This is a genomic window from Thioalkalivibrio sp., from assembly GCF_041690275.1.
GTDB lineage: Bacteria > Pseudomonadota > Gammaproteobacteria > Ectothiorhodospirales > Ectothiorhodospiraceae > Thioalkalivibrio.
On sequence record NZ_JAWLHP010000056.1, the window covers coordinates 1 to 19749 of the forward strand.

The window sequence follows — 19749 nt, forward strand, 5'->3', positions numbered from 1 at the left end:
CTCCTCCACGCCCTTGGCCGCGTCGATCACCATCAGCGCGGAGTCCACGGCCGTGAGCGTGCGGTAGGTGTCCTCGGAGAAGTCCTCGTGCCCCGGGGTGTCGAGCAGGTTCACGATCCTCCCGCGATACGGAAACTGCATCACCGAGGAGGTCACCGAGATCCCGCGCTGCTTCTCCATCTCCATCCAGTCCGAGGTCGCGTGGCGCGCGCTCTTGCGCCCCTTCACCGTGCCGGCGAGCTGGATCGCGCCGCCGAAAAGCAGCAGCTTCTCGGTGATGGTGGTCTTGCCCGCGTCCGGGTGCGAGATGATCGCGAAGGTGCGGCGGCGGGCGGTTTCCTGGCTGAAGGACATCGGGCGGACTCGATCGGGAAAAGCCCTCCATTGTACCCGTCGTGGCGATGCGACGCAGGTTTAAACGGTGCGCCACCAACCGGCACTGTCGGCGGCTCTTGACGGAATTCCGCCAGATCCGAATCAGCCGAGCCGGATCGGCCTTGACCATCTTCACGCCGAATCCTTGACACACGGCCAGGCCACGAACCCCCACGGGCCCGCCGCCTCTCGGGCGTAGCGCCGACCTGCGGTCCGGCAGTCTCCTGCAGAGTACCCGGAAAATCTATGCGGAACCTATGCGTTTCTTATACATCTTTGCTATACGGTTATTTCCGCTCAGTCACGCAGCACTGGAGAACGTCTATGGATCTCGCAAGCATTACTGTTGGGCAGTACAACTTCACCCAAAATGCCTTTTCATTCGGCCTCGCGGTCATGGCCGCTGCGTCGCTCTTCTTCTGGTTCATGCGGAGCGAGGTTGCCCCCGCTTATCGCATGGCGATCACCATCACGGGACTCGTCACGGCTATTGCCGCCTACCATTATCTTCAGATCATGCTGTCCTGGCAGGGTGCATTCGAGGTCAGTAACGGCACGATCGAAACGTCCGGCGCGCAATTCAACCAGGCCTACCGTTACGTTGATTGGCTGCTCACCGTGCCCCTGCTGCTGATCGAACTGATCCTCGTGATGAAGCTTGCACGTGGCGAAACCATTTCCAAGAGCATCTGGCTGGGTGGCGCGGCAGCGCTGATGATTGCCCTCGGTTATCCGGGCGAGATCGCAGAGACGGGCGGTACCCGCTTCACTTTCTGGATCCTGTCGATGATCCCGTTCATCTACATCGTTTACCAGCTGGTCGTGGGTCTGAAGGATTCGATCCGGAAGCAGCCGGAAAACGTGCGCGGGCTTATCAACGGCGCGGCCTATCTCGTCGTGATCTCCTGGCTCTTCTACCCGATCGTTTTCCTCTTCCCGCTGGTCGGTCTGACGGGTGGCGCGGCCATCACCGCCGTTGAGGTGGGTTATACCATTGCTGACATCATGGCCAAGGCGGTCTTCGGCATTCTGATCCTGGTCATTGCCATGCGGAAGTCCGAACACGAACAGGTCAAGGCCTGACAAGGCGCAGGAACGCTTCGTGACGATGTGGTCATGATCCCAAGTGGTGGTGGCAGCACGGCTCCAATGCCGGTTGCTGCCACCCCGTCCTGGCAATCGGCCCCCCATATCTGTCGGGCGACTTCGACAACCGACCCGACAGACCATGTAACGGCAGCGATCAGAGCCCTTTTTGCACGCACGGAAGTGCGGTGGAGGCCTTGCTCCAGGCGGCTGTTGAAGGAGGATCCCACGTGGCCGTAACAATGGATTTGCCCCTGGAATCAGGCTATAAATTCAACGCCTGGCAGCCTGATCGGGCCCCTCCTGATCAATCCCAGATCGACGCCGAGATCAGACACGTCGAGCGTGCGATGAAGGCTGTCGTGGAGAATGGCGACAGCACGCCGGCAAGGACAGCCGCCGCTTACCACCTGGCGACCGGCGGCAGCCGGACCCGGGCCCGGCTTGCCATCGCGAGTGGCGTCGGTTGGGGAACGCCTGTCCGGCACCGTATTGTGGCAGCAGCCGCCTGCGAATTGTTACATAACGCATCTCTGGTGCATGACGATATCAGTGATGCAGACAAGATGCGGCGCGGACGACCTGCCGTCTGGCACCTTTTCGGACGAGACACTGCGCTGTGCACAGGAGATTTACTGCTCTCCAGCGCCTTCCTTCTTGCGACGACCATCGACGATGCCGCCTCCAGCCAGGAGCTGGTGAGGCAACTGGCGGAGAAATCGAACCGTGTGATCGGGGGTCAGAGTCTGGAACTCGCTGCCCGCGGAGAAGGCAGGGCATTTTCTGTCACCGAGTATGTCCGCGCGACCTGCGCCAAAACGGCGCCCATGTTCGAATTGCCTCTGCGGGCCGGAGCACTCTCGGTACGCCTGGCGGCGCCAACAGCACGAAGTCTTCGCGTGCTTTCGGACGCCATCGGCCTCGCCTACCAGATTCTTGATGATCTGGACGACATGCCACCAGTTCGGAATGCGAACGGAAGCCAGCGACCACCGCATCACCTGCACGCCTGGTATCGACATCGTCCGGGGGCGCGTCCATCGGTCTCGAGTTCGGAAATTCGTCACCGATGTCTGCGGCATGCGCGCGCGGCGCTGGGCCGCGCGTTGGCCCTGACCCACGAGCTACCGGCGCCTCTGGAGACGGAATTGCGTGCTCTCATTCGTGGCCTAATGGTAAAAGCGGACCGTCATGCAGAGGCCTACATATCCAGCCCCGGGCGTCCATGATGACCGCGTTTCGTGTTGATACCGAATCACCGCATGCCATCGTCATCGGCGCGGGGTTCGGCGGTCTTGCGATCGCAATCCGGCTTCTGGCGCGTGGCTATACGGTAGAGCTGTTCGAGCGTCACCCCGACCTGGGGGGTCGCGCGCGCTGCTTGACGATCGATGGCACGCGCTTTGATGCCGGGCCAACGGTCATCACTGCGCCCTTCCTGTTTGCCGAGTTGTTCGAGCGGCTCGGAGAACAACTCGAGGACAGCGTTGAACTGCTGCCGGTCGAGCCTTTCTACCGCATGGAATTCCCTGACGGCTCACGCTTCGACTATGGCGGCTCCATCAGCGATACCGTTGCCGAGATCGAGTGCATCGCCCCCGGCGAAGGCGTTCATTACCCGAGTTTTTACCGGGCGGCCGAGGCGCGCTACCAGCGCGGCTTTCGCGACCTGGCAACGCAGCCTTTCACGCGAGTCGCAGATATGTTGCGCGTGCTACCCGATCTCCTACGGCTTCGCGCCGACCAAAGCGTCTACGACTTTGTATCCCGACACTTCACGGATGAACGCCTTCGGCGGACGTTCTCGGTGCCATCTCTCCTCGTTGGCGGCAACCCGTACCGGACATCGTCGCTTTATTCGCTCATCCATGTGCTGGAAAGAGAGGGGCGTGTCTGGTTCCCGCGCGGTGGCACCGGCGCCCTGGTCACCGCACTGGCCGACCTGTTCCGGCGTCACGGCGGGATGATCCGCACGGACGCACCGGTCAGCCGGCTGGCCACATCCGCTGGACGCATCGACGGAGTCGTCGACGAAGCGGGACGCACACACCCCGCCGACCTGGTGGTGAGCAATGTCGATCCACTGCATGTCTACCGCCACTGGTTGCCGGCTACCGGGTTTGCGCGCATCCGGAATGTCCTGCGCGGGCGGATGAAACAATCGATGGGCCTGTTCGTGGTGTATTTCACTACGGCGCGTCGCTATCCCGAACTGGAGCATCACACGATTCTGTTTGGGGACACGTTTCGCGAGGTCCTGAAAGATGTCTTCGATCACTTGACCGTTCCCACCGATCTGAGCCTTTACCTGCATCGCCCGACCGCGACCGATCCGGCAATGGCGCCAGAAGGGCGCGACGCCTTCTATGTACTGACTCCGGTTCCCAACCTGCGTGGCGGACACGACTGGGACGCTCTCTCGGAGGGCCTGACCGAGCGCATCCTCAAGGTTCTCGAGACCCGGCTGATGCCCGACCTGCGCAGCCAGCTTCGCGCCACGCATGCTGTATCGCCTCGCTATTTTGCCGACGAACTGAGCAGCCCCGACGGCGCCGGCTTTTCCATCGCGCCGATACTGACCCAGTCTGCGGGCCTGCGCTTCCACAATCAGTCCCGTGCCTATCGCAATCTCTATTTCGTCGGCGCCGGAACACACCCGGGGGCCGGCGTTCCCGGCGTGGTCTCCTCAGCGGCCGTGGTTGAACGACTGCTTGAGCGTGAATCCTTGGAATCACCGGTTCCCCGCGCCTTACCCGAGGCTCGCTAGAGGTCCATGACCTCCACTCCGGAAAACGATCGCGCCCTTGCAACACTGCGCCGACATGGCCGCAGTTTCCATTGGGCGGGCCGGTTGCTGGCGCCAGCCGTGCGCGTGCGATGTGCGCGACTCTATGCGATCTGCCGCACCATTGACGACATGGCAGACCTACCCATCACCGCAGACGCGCAATGCATCGCCAGAACACGCCTGGGTGAGTTGGTCACAGCCGTTGGCAGGCGCGACTCGACCCACCCGGTGGTGGCCGAGGCGGAACGTCTGCTGACCACCGATGACAACGCATGGTGGGCACTCGAACGTCTCGCAGCCACCGCTTTGACCGATATCGGGCCGGTGCGAATCGACAATGACAGCGAACTCTATGCATACGCTGACGGCGTGGCGGGTACCGTGGGTTTGATGATGGCCGGCATGCTGGATGCGCGGGACAGCCTGGAAACCCGCGCCGCGGCTCGTGCATTGGGCGTGGCCATGCAGTTCACGAACATCGCGCGCGATGTGCTTGAGGATGCCGAACAGAACCGTGTCTACCTGCCCCGGAGCTGGCTGAACCCGCAAGTCACGCCCGGCGCGATCGCTGCTGGCAACTTGCAGGCACGAGCGTCGGCCTGGCGCGCCGTGCAGACGCTACTGGAGCATGCCGAGGCGTCCTACGAGAAAGGCTGGAAAGGTCTCGCCGATCTTCCACCCCGATCGCGTCTGGCGATTGCGGTCGCCTCGCACCTCTATCGTCGAATCGGCAGACGCATCCTCGCACGCGGCCCGGAACGCTTCTGGCGGGGACGCTACCGCGTTGGCACGGGCGGGAAAGTACTGGCTTCGGCGCAAGGCCTCTATCTGTACTTGCAGACCTCCTGGCGCATGCCGAACGCGAACACGCCGGAAAAACGGAATATGCTCCCGAACAGCCGCCGGGGCAGCGAGAGATGACCGCAGAATCAGCCTTCGATGTCGTCGTCATCGGGGCCGGACTGACAGGGTTAAGCTTCGTGGCCTGGCTCGAACGACTGAGCGCAACGACCGGGAAGCGCCTACCCACCGTTTGCCTTGTCGACCCGCGATCAAGCTTTAGTCACGACAGGAGCTGGTGTTTCTGGGAGGGGGCCGAGCACCCGTTTGCAGCCGGCATCACCCATCGATGGCCACGCTGGCAGGTCGCGCACGCGGGGAGGACTGTCACGGCAAGCGCCGGTGAACGCCCCTATGCGCTGCTACCCGCAGATCGTTTCTATCGTCTCGCAACCGACTGCGTCGCACGCCATCCCGAATTCGAACTCAGCCTGGGACAGCGCGCCGGCGCGATCGAACCCATACAAGACAGCCTTGTGGTGCATACCGACCAGGGCGCGATCAGCGCCCGCAGTGTCATCGACACCCGACCGCCGACCATTGACGAAGCCACGTCGAAGAGCGGATTGTGGCAGGTCTTTCACGGTTCGGAGATCAGCCTCGACGAGGACTACTTCCACCCATCTACCGCCATGCTCATGGATTTCCGTCATTGCAGCAACGAAATCCAGTTCACCTACGTTCTGCCAACGGGCCCGCGACAGGCACTGATGGAACTGACGGCCTTCCGCCGCCAGCCGCACCTCGCCGACCTCCTGCCGCAGCAGAGAGCGCTGATCGCGGAGCGCTTCGGACCCCGGACAAACATCCTGCGGAACGAGCAAGGCGTGCTACCAATGATGCCGATTCCGGTAACCGCAACCGCCGACCTGCGCATTGTCATGGCCGGAACCGCCGGCGGCTGGATGAGACCGGCAAGCGGCTATCTCTTCAGCGCCTGCCAACGGGGCGCGAAGGATCTGGCGCGGCAGGCCATCAGCGCGAGTGAACGCGGTTCATGGCAGTGGCGCAGGCCGCGAGTGCGGCCGGCTGACCTGGATCTACTCGACCGCGTCTTCCTGCGCGCCCTGCGTGACGATCCAGCGCAAGCCCCGACCTGGTTTCTGAGCCTTTTCGACCGCACGAGACCCGATCGAATGGTCCGCTTCCTCAGTGATGAGCCGACTCTCGCTGATCGCCTCGCTGTGATCGCGGCGTTGCCCGCCCAGCCGATGCTTCGATTCGCCGTCAGATGCCTGCGCGGCGTGCAGGGCTGACAATGAACCACACTACGAGCCAGGCTCCGCGACACCAGCGCATGGTCATCGTGACCTCGATCATCGCTGCCGTGCTGGGTTTGACGCTGGCGACGCCGGACATCCTGACCCAGTTCTGGATCGCGCTTGCGCCGATCGCCCTGTTTGGGCTGGCTCACGGCGGCGTCGACCCATGGCTCATGCATCGGCTGGCGCGCATCCGCTGGTCGACCCTCTTGCTGTGGCTGGGCGCATACGCCGCGCTGGCAGGCGCCTTTGTCGGCATAGTCATGTTGCAGCCAGTGCTTGCCCTCGTGCTGTTCCTGCTGCTGTCGGTCTGGCACTTTGGTCGTTCCGACGCCCCCTTTCAGGGCTTTCCGCGTGGTTCGTCAGCGGTTTGGCTCTCCGGAAGCATTCCGATTATCGGTCCGATGTTCGGTCACCCGGTACAGACCGGGCAGCTCTTCGCCTGGCTGATCGATGTCGATGCACACATGGTCGCCGAGGCGGTCGCCCTGGTCGGTCCTGTACTGATGCTGGGCTGGGCGGTCGGCTTGGGTATTCTGTGGCGGCGGAGCGAAGCGCACGGGAACCCCGCCGGATTCGTCGAGCTTCTGGCATTGGCAGGGGCGATGATTCTTCTCCCGCCGATCATCGCCTTCACCTTCTATTTCTGTGCTGTGCACAGCATCCGCCATTTCCTCGAAATCCTCGCAACATCCGGAACGCGTCGGGGATGGCCATTTCTTCTCCGTCAGGCGGCGCCCGCGACGCTGCTTGCCATTGCCCTTGGCTTGATTGCCTGGTGGTTCCTGGGCAGTGACCGCAACCTACCGGACATGACCGCTGATGCAGTGCGGGTCCTTTTCTGGGGACTTGCGGCCCTCACGGTGCCACATGTAATGGTCGTGGAGCGCTGGTGGGCCCCGACACAGGCTGCCACGGGCAGCCGCTAACCCGAGGCATGGCACTCCGCCAACGGTCCCCATCGAGCGGGGCAGATCTGAAGGACCCGTGAACGGGCAATCAAAGGAGGCACCAAGGCGGCCGGCGCAGCGCTAAGTCCTGCAATGCCAGCGCCGGTATTGGTTGGCGGATCGACTCGACGGATGTTTCCGGGGACGCGCCCTTCCACGAGGAACGCTGCCCGGGCCGCGCCGCCACCCGCATGGTCCGCTCCCAGGGGTCTCCAAGCTGTCGGCCAGGGCGCCCGGCAGGGTCGGAACCAGTTCGGCGAAGCTCTTCTGGAGAATGGCCATGGACTCCGGTTTCGGTGGCGGCATCCGCTGTGTACCAATCCTGGGGGCGAGCTATTGGCGGGCTGCGCCCGAAGGCGTCGCGCGTTGCATCACCAGCGCTCGGCGCGGCGCCGGTAGGCGGCCGGAATGGCCTCGTGGGTGCCGAAGTAGGCATGGCGGCTCATGTCCGGCGAGTACCGGCTGGCTGGTGGATGCCGGCCAAGCGCCTCCGCCATGGCACGGACGTGGTGGGGACCGGTGCCGCAACAGCCGCCGAGGTAGGTCACGCCGAGGTCATAGGCCGCACGGGCAAAGCGCGCCATCTCGTAGCGGTTGCAGGTGAGCGCATCGAGAGCGACCGGAAACGGCCGGTTCTCAGGGATGCAGTCGCAGCCCGGGTCCTCCAGCGACTGGAAGGTCGGATGGGCCGCATCGGTGCGATATGGCACCGGCACGGCGGCCACCGGGCAACCGACCGCCTGACGAATGGACGCGAGGAGCGGCAGCATGGTCGCCGGTCCCCGCATGCAGTTCAGACCCACGACGTCGGCGCCGGCCTGCTCCAGTGCGCGGCAGCAGTCCGCGGGCGTCTTCTCCTCCCAGGACAGCCCGTTGCGGGTGATCGCGAGCGTGATGACCGCGGGCAGCCCGGCGGCTTGGATCACCTCGAGCGCGAGCTGTGCCTCGCCAAGCCAGGAGAAGGTCTCGCCGATGACGTAATCGACGCCCGCGTCCGCCGCCCAGGCCACCTGCTCCTCGAACATGGCGCGCACCGTCCGATGGGTCGCCGCATCGCCGGGCTCGTAGACATTGGTGTTGGAGATGTTGCCGGCAAAGAGGGTGGCGCTCTCGGCCGCCACCTGCTTGGCGATGTCCAGCGCGGCGCGGTTCATGGCCTCGAGCTGGCCCTCGCGGCCGACGATGCGGAGCTTCTCGCGGTGAGCGTAGTAGGTCAGGGCCTGGACCACGTCCGACCCGGCATGCACGAAATCGCGATGAAGCTGGCGCACGACGTCCGGGTGGTCCAGGATCACTTCCGGCACGAACGGCCCGGCCTGAAGATAGCCGCGCCGTTCGAGCTCGAAGAGATAACCCTGGGCACACAGCACAAAGTCTTGCTCGAGCCGCTCGCGCAGTCCGTTCGCCGCTGGGGTGGTCGCCATGATGCGTTCCTCCGTGCCCGGGTGGGCTTGACTAGAAGTCTAGTTCGATCTCGGCCTGTTCCTCATCGCCATCCCTGCCCGGCCCATGGCCATGACCTGGCTCTACAACCGCAACCGGCGCAGCAGCCTGGCCGCGATCCTGCTGCTGCATTTCATGATCAACTTCAGGGGCGAGTTCATGAGTCTGAGCGACCGGCGCGAGCTGATGTACACGGTGAGCCGGATTCTCGCCGCGGTCGTGCTGGCCTCGACGGGGATGGGCGTCGCGGCAGTGCGCAAGGCGGACCGTTCGTCGCGACATCGGCCGCTTTCAGCCGGGCTCTCGGACCCCTTTGACGCGCCCTACCCGGCCTGCGCAGGCCGGGTGACGCTACAGATATCGGTTGCATCCTCGGCGGCAACAGACCAAAGGCTGCTGCTTTGCGCGCGGTGGCGGCAACCTCTTCAATTGCGGCCTTGGGCACCGGACAACTCGGCGGCGGCTCACGGTCGTACACGGTCTCTGCGGATCGGACCATGCTCATGTTCCTCAACCCCGAAGGAGGAGACAGACCATGATGGTTGTCTCTCTTCGCCGCTCATTCGGCAGGCTGGAAGGCGAAGGGCTCGGCCGGTGCGAACGCCGCCGAGACTTCGCCCGATAACACCCGCTCCATATCCACCCCGAGGTCCAGCTTGACCACGTCTCTGCCTTGCGAGAAGTCGAGGTTGTCCAGATCGACCCAGAACACGCTGGGCGAGATCACGGATTCGAGGTAATAGCGCCGGTCCTGGTGGTCGGCAACGACGCGCCACCGGGTCGTGGACAGGTTCGGTGCGTCCGCCACGCTGATCCCCCAGGGGACCGATGCCTGCCGGATCACGCTGAATACCGAGGCGGCCGCAATACGCGGATCGGCACTCTGCGTCACCGCATTGATGTAGAAATGAGCCCGCACAAACCGGTCCGAGGCGCGCACCGTACCCGGCAGGAACTCGCGCGGGTTCACGTTCTGCCAATACTCCAGAACGGCAAGCTGGCGGTCATAGGTCGGCTCGTTGGTCATGATCTGATACGACCGGTCGTGCCAGATCTTCATCTCGCCCTCGACGAACTCGATCACGGCGCTGTCACCGGTCGCATCTGACAGCGACACATGCACTGTCGCCGCGCGTCCGGGCGGGCCCACCGGCACCTCGCCGCCCGCCACCTCCACGGGGTTTTCCCGCAGGTCTGTCACTGCCTCGGCCACTGTGGCGAAGCGGTCGAGCAGATACTGCGGAAACACCGAAAGCGACACCCGTGGTGTCTCTCCGTCATCCTCGGGGTAGCTCGCCTCAACCTCCCAGAGAAGGTTGGCCACCAGACCCGCCTCGTTCATGCCATCGGCGGTCGCGATGTCGTAGCCGGTGACCACCAGACTGCCGTAGGTGGAGGTCCATGTGGCCGAGCGCGGCCCGGCCACCCCGTCGCGTTCCATGCCGCGCGGAAACACCCACAGGTTGCTGGTCATCGGCAGCTTCCAGTCCATGCTCCGCCCGGTGAGGACCCGGTCCTCCGGGCCAAGATACACGGCGCGGGTGCAGGCCTCCGCCACTGGCCCGGCGATCAGGGCTGCCGCAAGAACCGGGGCCGCAAATGCGCGTTTCATCTGAATCATGGATCTCCCTCTAGGTCATTAGGGGCCGTTGCCTGTCGCGCTGCCCCCTGCGACAATCGGCCCGGGATGGCCGTTACAGGTCGGTTGGGGAGACCCGTCACACGGCCCGATCATGCCGGTGCCACCATTCTATCCGGAGGAGCGGTGTGATGTTCGAAGAGGCACTGGCTCAGTGAGCGGCGTACTGAAACACCTCCCCGCCCCGCTTTGGTCTGCGCTGGTGCCGGTGCTGTCCCTGGCCGGTGCCGCGGCTTTCATGGTCTTCTGGTCCGGGGCTGTACCGGGGCTACTCGTGCCGCTTCTGGCTATCCTGCTCTTTGCCACGGTCCTGGCGGCCGTGCATCACGCGGAAACCATTGCCAAGCGCCTGGGCGACCCATACGGCGCCATTCTTCTTGCTCTTGCCGTGACGATCATCGAGGCCGCACTCATTGTCTCGGTACTGCTCAACGCGCCGGCAGGAACCAGTGAAATCGCTCGCGACACGGTCTTCGCGGCCATCATGATCGTGCTGAACGGCATTGTCGGATTGTGCCTGCTGATCGGGGGCATTCGATTCCGCGAACAGGAATTCATTGCGCGAGGTGCAGTAAGCGCCCTCGCCGTACTGGCCACGGTCGCCGTGCTGGCCCTGGTTCTGCCGAATTACACGGTCGCCGTGCCGGGCCCCGTCTACGCCACGCCACAATTGGTGTTCGTGGCCTGCGTGTCCTTGGCTCTCTACGGCCTGTTCCTGTATGTGCAGATGGTGCGCCATCGCGGCGATTTCAGTGATCCACGACTGCAGGAACTGGAGGATCGCAAGCCGGGCCGGAGAGAGATGGCCACCGCGCTCCTCCTGCTGCCGATCGCACTCGTGGCCGTGGTGGTGCTGGCCGAGACCCTGGCGCCGACAGTCGAACATGCGGTTGCCCAAGCCGGTCTGCCCGCCGCCCTCGTCGGAGTGGTGATCGCCATGACCGTCCTCCTGCCAGAGGGAACCGCCGCGCTGCGCGCCGCGCTCGCCAACCGCCTTCAGACCGCCCTCAACCTGGCGCTCGGATCGGCACTGGCCAGTATCTGCCTGACCATCCCCCTGGTGGCCATACTGTCGATTGCACTGGGTCAACCGCTGACACTGGGGCTGGAGGCAGAGCACATTGTGCTGCTGCTGTTGTCCCTCTTCGTGGCAACCCTCTCGCTGGCCATGGGACGTACGACGATCCTGCAGGGTGGACTCCACCTGGTTATTTTCGGCGCCTTTCTGACGATTGCTGCAATCCCTTGACCGGCTCGCCGGCGATGGCGGTTCTACCCGTCGCTGGCAGACTGATCATCGTTGGGCACCACTAGATTTGCGCCGCACGCCGCGCGGGTTGCGCGCGCCACGTTCGCAAACAAGATGTCCGGACGTATCTTCCGCGGAGACGCTGCCGTTCCCGGCGCCTTTCCCGTGTGCTCGGCGCCCCTATTCGGGTGCACCCGGGTGTCGAAGGCCCGTCTCCAGTGTCAGGTTAACGTCCGACTTCAGCCACTCATCCAACCCCACCGACTGCCCGCTACGGTCGGGATGAGACAGCCTCGTCGGCAGCAACACGATGCTGCTTCGTTACCTGACGGGCACCGCGTGGCTGCTTCTCAGGGCCGAAGGCGGAGTGACTGATCGAATTTGCCGGCCCAAGACTGGATGCCGTTCGTGTTTGGGCGACCACCTGTCTGATCCAGTCGAGCATCCCGGACCCGCTCCTGCACTTCGGCTTGGCCCGCTTTGCCTGCAGGATCTGACCGACGACAAGGCCCGGAAGGCCGATGGCACACCCATGCTGTCACGGTTCGACGCGCGTCCCCAGGACTTCCAGGAAGCGGGCCAGCCAGGCGGGATGCGCGGGCCAGGCGGGTCGTGTTCATTCTCGGGTAACCGCATCGTGCGCGGTAACGCTGCAATCCCTGGCAGGAATGGGTATCGGTGTACTGTTCCCGGAAATCCGATCGCGTCCTTGAGCGGCACGGTCCTCGGATACGTTCGCCCGTCATGGGCCAGTCGCCCCACGGTGCAGTTCAGCCCTTCCCCGGCTGGCTGCGTGCAGGTCTGCGCGAGTCGCGCCAACCGGTTCGCGGCACGGGGGCTTGGCCCCTCGAAATCCTCCGAGGGTCAGTACCTGTACTACCTCCTGGAATGGCTGGATCCGGAAGGCGCGGATAGCTGAGCCGGCCGGGCATTTCGTCCTCCCACTGAACAGTTCGTGTCTCCAGCCCTCAGTGCGCAGGCTGTGACCGGTCGCGGTAGGCGACATAGCGACTGAACACGGCCTTCTCGAGCTCCAGCAACGCAAAGACGACGATGCCGACACCAGGGATGATCCCGGCCTCCCGCGGCGCCATCGGACGACTGTCGAAGAAGAACTGCATGAACGGTGCGCAGGTGAAGATCAACTGCAGAGAAACGACCACCAGCACCGCGACCGCCACGGCCCGGATACCGATATGGTTCCACGATACCAAGATCAGTCGCCGCACCTTCCTTGCCGGGACGGGTGCGTTGGGCGCCTTGACGGCGTTCCAACTCAACCCCCTGATGCAGGCACTGGTGAATGCCGGTGTCGTGCACGCTGCGAACCCGATTCCCATTCCGGGTTCGGGCGAGCGGGTGCCCACGGTCTGTCAGGGCTGCACCACCTGGTGCATGAAGGAGGCCTACGTGCAGGACGGTCGCGTCTTCCACGTACCCGGCAACCAGCACTCCAAGATCACCGGGAAGTCCGGTTGCGTGCGCCAGAGCATGGCGCTGACCGAGCTGTACGATCCGGACCGGGTGCGCTACCCGATGAAGCGGACCAATCCCAGGAAGGGCCGGGGCGAGGATCCGGGATTCGTGCGCATCACCTGGGAAGAGGCGATGGACACCTTCGCCGAGAAGCTACTCGACCTGCGCGAGCACAGCGTGCCGGAGCGCTGCATGACGACGCGCGGGCGCTACTTTCTGGCCCTGATGAGCACCGGGATCTCGCTGGTGCTGGCCTACGGCCTGATCATGAAGGACGAAGCCATCACCCGGCACACGCGGCCCCTGCTGATCATGGCCATCGGAATCCTTCTTGGGGGCTTCACCGCCCTGGCCACGGAGCTCGGCTCGCTGCTGAACATGGTGTGGATCCTGCTCTCGCCTAACCCGAGTTCGCCAATCTGGTGGATGGGCACCCTTTACTCCATCGAACTGGTGCTGCTGTTCGTGAAGCTGGTGATGGATCTGCGGGGTCGCCACGGCGTATTCGACCTGCCGCTCGCCTGGGGCACCCTGGTCATCGCGGCGGCTGCGGCCATCACCATCGGCGCGGTGTTCGGGACCGTGATCGGCCGGCCGGACTTCCACGGGGCCTTCCTTTCGGTGGTCACCCTCGTTTCCGCGTTGGTCAGTGGCGCCGCCGCGATTGTGTTGCTGCGTCCGCAGAGCACTTTGACGGAGGCCGCAGGGCGGATCTTCCGGCAAGCAGCACTGGTCTTCGCGGCGCTGATCCTGACTCGGGTCGCCTATGAAGCCCACAGCACGGTGGAGGGCATGCTGGGCTGGGCGAATATCTTCATGCTGGTTCCGTTCCTGGTGGCCGCCATGCTGCTATCGCTCGCTCCACGTCTGCTGGCGTTAGTGGGCATTCTCGGTGTGTTCTGGGTGCAGTACAGCTTCATCATCACGGGGCAGCTCGTCTCGCTCGGACAGACGGCCCATTGGTATGGTGCGGTCCAGACCTACCAGCCCAATATCCCCGAAGCGCTGATCCTCGTTCTCGGCATTGCCGTTGCAGCTGCGCTGATCAAGCTCGGCGAGCAGTTCCTGATTGCGCGCCGCCCTGCTGCCTGAGGGGACGCTCGACGATGACCCGACCATGCCCGCCTGCGATCTCTGCGGGCGGGCCTTTGCGGCACGGCAAACATCCGGATACCCGATGCGATGCGCTCGCTTTTCCAGTAGCATGGCCTTATGGACACGCCCATGGCCGCCAGGATGCTCGCTGCACTCGCGCATGAGCATCGTCTCACCGTGTTTCGCATGCTGGTCAAGGCATGCGCACGGGGGCGGCCGGCCGGTGAAATCGCTGCCGAGGTCGGGATCGCGCCATCGACCCTTTCCTTTCACCTCTCAGCGCTCGAGGGCGCCGGGCTGGTGCATTCGATGCGTGCCGGACGTTACATCCGCTACGCCGTGCGCCCCGAGGCGATTGGCAGCCTACTGGATTTTCTGACTGAAGATTGCTGCGGAGGGCATCCGGAGCAGTGTGGGCTTGCTGTGGATCGGGAGGCGAAAGCCTCTGCCTGAGTAGGTACAGGAGCCTCACCCCAAATCTCGACTGGCCGACAGCCGCAAGGATGACAGGGGAGGCGGTATCGATGCAGGTTCGTGATCTGATGACGCCCAATCCCGTGTCCGTTGGTCCGGGGGCTCCCGTCGCGGCACTGGTGGATCTGCTGATCGAAAAGGACCTCAACGGAGTTCCGGTCGTGGACAAATCGGGCCGGGTGCTTGGGATGGTCACGACCGGCGACCTGATTCACCGGGTGGCAGACGAGCATGTGCCGAGCCGTGAGCCGGTCTGGCGGGAGTCCTTTTACAAATCAGTGTTCCGCCGCGATGGGTACGACCCGAACCCGGCCGAGGGGGCCACCGCCGCAGAGGTCATGAGCCGTGATCCCGCCTATGTAACCCCCTCCGATGACATGGCCGTCGCCGCCCGCCTGTTGCTCGAGCACCGGGTCAAGTCCCTACCCGTGCTCGAAGAAGGGCGGCTGGTTGGGATGGTGTCCCGGCTTGATCTGCTGCGCTGCCTGCGTGGACATCCGGATTGCTGTAATCCGTTCAAGCGGCATGACTGATCCTGCCTGAATCATCCCGGTTCCTTCGTCCAGTCCCTGCAAGGATTTGTCATGCTGCTGACTGCCCTGGTCATCCTCGTGATCACCATCGCCCTCGTGATCTGGCAGCCGAAGGGGTTGGGCATCGGCTGGTCGGCCATGGGCGGCGCCGCGGTGGCGCTGGCCACTGGCGTGGTGAGCTTCTCGGACGTGCCGATCGTGGTGGATATCGTCTGGAACGCGACGCTGACCTTCGTGTTCATCATCATCATCTCGCTGCTGCTGGACGAGGCCGGGTTCTTCGAGTGGGCAGCGCTGCACGTGGCGCGCTGGGGGCGCGGCAACGGGCTGCGGCTCTACGCCTTCATCGTCTTGCTCGGCGCGGCGGTGGCGGCGATGTTTGCGAACGACGGGGCGGCGCTGATGCTGACGCCGATCGTGCTGGAGATCGTGCGTGCACTGGGCTTCAGCCCCGTGGCGGCGGTGGCCTTCGTGGTTGCAGCGGGGTTCATCGCGGACACCGCGAGCCTGCCGCTGGTGATCTCCAACCTGGTGAACATCGTTTCGGCGGACTTCTTCGGCATCGGCTTCGTCGAATACGCGACCGTGATGGTGGTGGTGAACGTGGTGTCGGTGGCCGCCTCGTTGCTGGTGCTACTGCTGTTCTTCCGCAGGCAGATCCCGCTGCGCTACGACTATACCCAGCTGCGTCGGCCGCACGAGGTGATCAAGGATCCGGCGGTATTCCGGGCCGGTTGGTGGGTGCTCGGCCTGCTCCTGTTCAGCTTCCTGGTGATCGAGCCGCAGGGGGTGCCCATCTCCGCGATCGTCGGCATGGGTGCGGCCGTCCTGCTGGTCGTGGCCGCGCGCGGGCACGTGATTTCAACCAGGCGCGTGATCAGGACCGCTCCCTGGCAGATCGTGATCTTCTCGATCGGCATGTACCTGGTGGTCTACGGCCTGCGCAACGCCGGACTGACTGCGGACATCGCGCGCGTCCTGGACTGGGTGGGTGACTACGGGGTCACTGTGGCGGCGCTGGCAACTGGCTTCATCGCGGCCTTCCTGTCCTCGGTGATGAACAACATGCCGGCGGTGATGGTGGTCGCCCTGTCCATCGACGATGCGAACGTGACCGGCCTGGTGAAGGAGGCGATGATCTACGCCAACGTGATCGGCTCCGACCTGGGTCCGAAGATCACCCCGATCGGCAGCCTGGCCACGCTACTGTGGCTGCACGTGCTGGCACGCAAGGGCATCGTGATCACCTGGAAGCAGTATTTTCTGATCGGCATCGTGATCACGCCACCCGTGCTGCTGGTGACTCTGCTGGGCCTGTCGGGCTGGCTCCAGTTCCTGCGCTGATTCTCGGTTGACCGCATTTCGCAACGAGGTGCGCGCGAGGACCGTCCGCTCTGGGCTCGACTGGGGACCCTCATCCATCGGGAACCAGTGGCGGCTCAGGGGTCGACTACGGTCTCCTTCGCCGCCCCACCAGGTCGGCTAATCTGTGATCCCAATGCGTTGAAACCCCCAGGATGGGAAACACGAGACCATCAGGGCCGATCAACCGTGCAATGATGTCCGCGTGAGCGGAGATACGTCACAGGGCGATCGCGGGACTCTCCGCTGATCATCGTGCTGCGCGCCAATCGGTGACCCCGCGTAAGCCCTCGGGTGGCCAGAACTCTTAATGTCGTCCCGTACGTAGCCGACCCCAAGTGCCCAGTCGGCGATCACCGCCGGATAATGCAATGCACCCGGATCGTCAAGGTCGATGACGACGACTGTCGCTGATAGCGGGAGCGTGACGGCCGATGCCCCTCATCCGCACAAGCGCCTCTCTCGGACGGCAAGCAGTCATGGACGGCTTATCAGGGTGGCCGGTGCCTGCTCAGCGGGCGCCGGTCAGAGGCTCGCGGACCGGCCTACTTGGTCAACGTGTCCAGCAACTTCTCCTTGTCGACCGATTCGACGGCCTGCTGCTTGTCGATCGAGTCGTAGCCCTTCTTCACGTCCCGCTCCATGGCTGCTTCAGCCGCCTTTTGACTGTCAACCGAATCCATGGCCTTGTCCTGGTCGACGGCTTCGTTGAGCTGGCCCAAGTCCACCGCCAGGACGGTGCTCGAGCTTACCAACAAAAGCAGAAACAAGAATGTGCGCATGGCAAGCCTCCTCTGATCAGGTTTTTCAGCGCGCAACAGGCGCGAGTACCATGCGGCACAGACGGCAGCGGTTCGGATCGGGATCGTCCTGACTGGGATCAACACGCGAACGCTCATGGCACCACCTGGAGGCTACAGACTGCTTCCCGGCCGGAACAGTCCAAAAAGCGCACAGATGACGGCAGGGACGACAGCGGCCGGCGCTGTGTTTCTCACGATGGCGAATGGATCACCCCACTCCCGTTGGATCCCCACTTTTCGCGTGAGCCACGATCACAGGGTCTCAAGGAAGTCGATGGGTGAGCCGGGGTCTGGTCGCGGTGGGTTCCAGTTCGCGTCCGTCAGGCATCGACGCGGCGGGGGCCTACTCCGCCGAGCTACCCCGCGTGTACATCAACGGCGGCAAACACGGTTACATCATCTCGCTGGATACGGTGGACCTGCTGCGCGTTTTACAACCCGTGCTGGTACAGGTGAGCCAAGCTCAAAAGTAGCGTGAAGAGTCGGTTCGGCCCACCATGGCTCCCACCCCCGGAGAGACGGCCGACTCCGCTGCCACTGCCGGGAGATAGAGCGGATAGAGAAGAACATCCTTAGCCAGCCAGAGCACGATCACGACCCCGGCTGCAGTCGCGTTGATCCAGCCCCAGCGCAGCAGCAGTAGCACAACCAGCACAACCAAGGCCCAGCTGAGAATCTGCAACAGGGCATAGCGCGTGAGCGGTTTCACCTGCATCCTGGGTGGTGGCACCCTACGCCCTCCGCTGGCCTATCAGACGTAGGCAGATTCGCGGGCGCTTGAGACCGGCCAGCGACACGCCCAAGTAGAGTGAGACCAGCACGTCCGTTCGCCCAATGGAACATCTGATCGGCCGCTCCATCACATCCCGCCCAGGCGGTCGCCCCGCCCGACAAGCGTCAGGCCGCGCGGCGCGCAGAGACGAACGACCGCACCATCAGTGCGAGCAGCCCGCCGCAGAGCACGAGCATGCCGATGTTGACCGTGAGCGCAAGCGAGCTCATCTGCGCCGCCCGGATGCCGAGCGTCGCCGCCGGAGCCAGCGCGCCGAGCAGAGCGACGACGACGGCGACGTGCATCAGATGCCGCCGCCCACTCTCGAAGGCGAGCGCAAGGCCTCCAAGGATCGCGAGCACGAGTCCAGGGTAGGCTGGCAGCAGTGCGGTCCGGCTGCCGGACCAGAGGAACGCGCCGATCGGCCGTAGAAGGTACGGCTGTGGAAACTTAGCTCTGTGCGCTCACGCGGGGATAGTCGATCCCGCGATTGTTTAGTCCCGCGAGGGGAAGTTCCAGGCTCGGATCGTGAGTGAATTCCCGGTGCAGGCGGGGCTGCCTGGACCTCACCACGGTATCAGTACTTAACCCCGGCGGGGAGCCGCGCAATCGAGGTGGAAGGGCTGGTGCGGGACCTTGCCGGAACCCGGGCACTGGACGGCGTGAACCTGGCCGGACCGACCGGCCAGGTGCTGGGCCTGCTGGGCGCCGGATGGCCAATACTTATTCGGGCGGGATGCGCTGACGGCTGGATCTGGTTGATGGTGCTGGTCGCGGGCGATCTCCCTGGAACATCACCTCGCCGCTGGACTACTGTTCGCATACGTGCGGGCCACAACCCGGCCGACCGTGCCCAGGAGCAGAACCGATGAATTCGACCCGACACCACGTACTGCCGCGCCCCGAGAAGCTTTGGCTGCATGGCCTGATCATGCTGGTTCTGGTGCTGCTGGTGAATCTCGCCCAGACGGTGCTGGGGATCTGCGCGATCCTCCAGTTCCTGTGGATGCTGTTCGCGAACGAGCGGAACGCGGGTATCACCCGCTTCGGTCAAGGCATCGCACATTGGCTGGCGGTGACGGCCCGCTTCCTCACCGGCGAGTCCGATGAGCGTCCGTTTCCGTGGACGCCCTGGATGCAATCGGACGGCGATTGAGGGAAACCGGTCGGCTTTGCCTCGACTGGAGTCCGGTTGCGTGTTTCGCTCGAGACGTACACTTCACGGTTATGGCAATGAACCGATTTCGCTAGCCCGGGAGCAACCGCGGCTGGCGCCTCTGCCTCACGTCGGCCCCTGGGTGCCACTACTTTGACGGCACCGACAAGATCTGGGTGGGGTCTACAAGGACAACGACCTGAGCCCACTCGCGTGACGGGCGCGATATCCAACCACGGCATCCATTGGCCGGGAGGAGATTGGCGCTTTGGCGCCTGCCCCTGCACCACCGGCGCACCGGAGGCGCAGGAGTCTGACCATCAATGGTCGCCAGATTGGCGTTCGGCATCGCCACCGTGGGATGGCTTTCTCAGATTCTTAATGATTTGAGGCCATTGCAGCAGCGGCATCCTGACGGTACCGGACATCGGGTCCCAGACGGATCA

The 19749-nt window shown here is 64.1% G+C and carries 20 protein-coding genes and 1 pseudogene; 14 read left to right on the forward strand and 7 right to left on the reverse strand.

Features of this window, described 5'->3' with window-relative positions:
- The coding region (locus ACESMN_RS10885; protein ID WP_373053622.1) for a GTP-binding protein at positions 1–354 on the reverse strand (354 nt) is incomplete at its 3' end.
- Between the two features lie 345 nt (positions 355–699).
- On the opposite strand from ACESMN_RS10885, the gene ACESMN_RS10890 reads away from it, so the two are divergent.
- From ACESMN_RS10890 to ACESMN_RS10915, 6 genes are all read left to right on the forward strand, one after another.
- A complete protein-coding gene (locus ACESMN_RS10890; protein WP_373053623.1) occupies positions 700–1458 on the forward strand; it encodes a bacteriorhodopsin-like in 759 nt (252 codons plus the stop codon).
- A gap of 233 nt (positions 1459–1691) precedes the next feature.
- Positions 1692–2690 carry a polyprenyl synthetase family protein gene (locus ACESMN_RS10895; protein WP_373053624.1) on the forward strand — a complete coding sequence of 333 codons (999 nt, stop codon included), beginning with the start codon at positions 1692–1694 and terminating at the stop codon, positions 2688–2690.
- Positions 2687–4228, forward strand: coding sequence for a phytoene desaturase family protein (gene crtI / locus ACESMN_RS10900; protein WP_373053625.1), 1542 nt, complete (start codon positions 2687–2689; stop codon positions 4226–4228). The genes ACESMN_RS10895 and crtI overlap by 4 nt, the downstream gene beginning before the upstream one ends.
- A gap of 6 nt (positions 4229–4234) precedes the next feature.
- Positions 4235–5170: a phytoene/squalene synthase family protein gene (locus ACESMN_RS10905; RefSeq protein ID WP_373053626.1), complete on the forward strand. Its 936-nt coding sequence runs from the start codon at positions 4235–4237 to the stop codon at positions 5168–5170.
- Complete coding sequence (locus ACESMN_RS10910; RefSeq protein WP_373053627.1) at positions 5167–6345, forward strand: lycopene cyclase family protein; 1179 nt, start codon at positions 5167–5169, stop codon at positions 6343–6345. The genes ACESMN_RS10905 and ACESMN_RS10910 overlap by 4 nt, the downstream gene beginning before the upstream one ends.
- Before the next feature lie 41 nt (positions 6346–6386).
- Positions 6387–7280, forward strand: a complete 894-nt coding sequence (locus ACESMN_RS10915) for a Brp/Blh family beta-carotene 15,15'-dioxygenase (RefSeq protein WP_373053628.1) — start codon at positions 6387–6389, stop codon at positions 7278–7280.
- Positions 7281–7672: 392 nt separating this feature from the next.
- Here ACESMN_RS10915 and ACESMN_RS10920 read toward each other — a convergent pair whose 3' ends face one another.
- Together ACESMN_RS10920 and ACESMN_RS10925 are read right to left on the reverse strand one after the other, a co-directional pair.
- The gene (locus ACESMN_RS10920; RefSeq protein WP_373053629.1) at positions 7673–8725 is read right to left on the reverse strand and encodes a homocysteine S-methyltransferase family protein; all 1053 of its coding nucleotides are present in this window, start codon (positions 8723–8725) and stop codon (positions 7673–7675) included.
- Between the two features lie 578 nt (positions 8726–9303).
- Positions 9304–10365: a linear amide C-N hydrolase gene (locus tag ACESMN_RS10925; protein WP_373053630.1), complete on the reverse strand. Its 1062-nt coding sequence runs from the start codon at positions 10363–10365 to the stop codon at positions 9304–9306.
- A 172-nt stretch (positions 10366–10537) separates the two neighbouring features.
- Between ACESMN_RS10925 and ACESMN_RS10930 the strand changes: the two genes are divergently transcribed.
- Positions 10538–11632 (forward strand): calcium:proton antiporter, encoded by a 1095-nt coding sequence (locus ACESMN_RS10930; protein WP_373053631.1) that lies wholly within the window; start codon positions 10538–10540, stop codon positions 11630–11632.
- Between the two features lie 968 nt (positions 11633–12600).
- Here the strand turns inward: ACESMN_RS10930 and ACESMN_RS10935 are convergent.
- Positions 12601–12861, reverse strand: coding sequence for a cation transporting ATPase C-terminal domain-containing protein (locus ACESMN_RS10935; protein ID WP_373053632.1), 261 nt, complete (start codon positions 12859–12861; stop codon positions 12601–12603).
- A 31-nt stretch (positions 12862–12892) separates the two neighbouring features.
- On the opposite strand from ACESMN_RS10935, the gene ACESMN_RS10940 reads away from it, so the two are divergent.
- The 4 genes from ACESMN_RS10940 to ACESMN_RS10955 all read left to right on the forward strand — a co-directional run bounded on the left by ACESMN_RS10940 (position 12893) and on the right by ACESMN_RS10955 (position 16554).
- Positions 12893–14200 carry a hypothetical protein gene (locus ACESMN_RS10940; protein WP_373053633.1) on the forward strand — a complete coding sequence of 436 codons (1308 nt, stop codon included), beginning with the start codon at positions 12893–12895 and terminating at the stop codon, positions 14198–14200.
- A 132-nt stretch (positions 14201–14332) separates the two neighbouring features.
- Positions 14333–14656: an ArsR/SmtB family transcription factor gene (locus tag ACESMN_RS10945; protein ID WP_373053634.1), complete on the forward strand. Its 324-nt coding sequence runs from the start codon at positions 14333–14335 to the stop codon at positions 14654–14656.
- An 89-nt stretch (positions 14657–14745) separates the two neighbouring features.
- Entirely contained in the window at positions 14746–15210 is a 465-nt protein-coding gene (locus ACESMN_RS10950) for a CBS domain-containing protein (RefSeq protein ID WP_373053640.1), read from the forward strand.
- Positions 15211–15264: 54 nt separating this feature from the next.
- Positions 15265–16554 carry an arsenic transporter gene (locus tag ACESMN_RS10955; protein WP_373053641.1) on the forward strand — a complete coding sequence of 430 codons (1290 nt, stop codon included), beginning with the start codon at positions 15265–15267 and terminating at the stop codon, positions 16552–16554.
- Positions 16555–17117: 563 nt separating this feature from the next.
- Here ACESMN_RS10955 and ACESMN_RS10960 read toward each other — a convergent pair.
- The gene (locus ACESMN_RS10960; protein ID WP_373053635.1) at positions 17118–17471 is read right to left on the reverse strand and encodes a hypothetical protein; all 354 of its coding nucleotides are present in this window, start codon (positions 17469–17471) and stop codon (positions 17118–17120) included.
- Between the two features lie 182 nt (positions 17472–17653).
- Here ACESMN_RS10960 and ACESMN_RS10965 point away from each other — a divergent pair, with 182 nt between their 5' ends.
- Entirely contained in the window at positions 17654–17848 is a 195-nt protein-coding gene (locus ACESMN_RS10965; protein WP_373053636.1) for a hypothetical protein, read from the forward strand.
- Here the strand turns inward: ACESMN_RS10965 and ACESMN_RS10970 are convergent.
- Positions 17839–18084, reverse strand: coding sequence for a hypothetical protein (locus ACESMN_RS10970; RefSeq protein WP_373053637.1), 246 nt, complete (start codon positions 18082–18084; stop codon positions 17839–17841). The genes ACESMN_RS10965 and ACESMN_RS10970 overlap by 10 nt on opposite strands.
- A 188-nt stretch (positions 18085–18272) precedes the next feature.
- The gene (locus ACESMN_RS10975) at positions 18273–18452 is read right to left on the reverse strand and encodes a hypothetical protein (RefSeq protein WP_373053638.1); all 180 of its coding nucleotides are present in this window, start codon (positions 18450–18452) and stop codon (positions 18273–18275) included.
- A 303-nt stretch (positions 18453–18755) separates the two neighbouring features.
- Here ACESMN_RS10975 and ACESMN_RS10980 point away from each other — a divergent pair.
- Both ACESMN_RS10980 and ACESMN_RS10985 read left to right on the forward strand, forming a co-directional pair.
- A pseudogene (locus ACESMN_RS10980) lies at positions 18756–18854 on the forward strand (daunorubicin/doxorubicin resistance ABC transporter ATP-binding protein DrrA); the annotation flags it as partial.
- A gap of 161 nt (positions 18855–19015) precedes the next feature.
- Positions 19016–19303 carry a DUF4389 domain-containing protein gene (locus ACESMN_RS10985; protein ID WP_373053639.1) on the forward strand — a complete coding sequence of 96 codons (288 nt, stop codon included), beginning with the start codon at positions 19016–19018 and terminating at the stop codon, positions 19301–19303.
- The last annotated feature ends 446 nt before the right edge of the window (positions 19304–19749 follow it).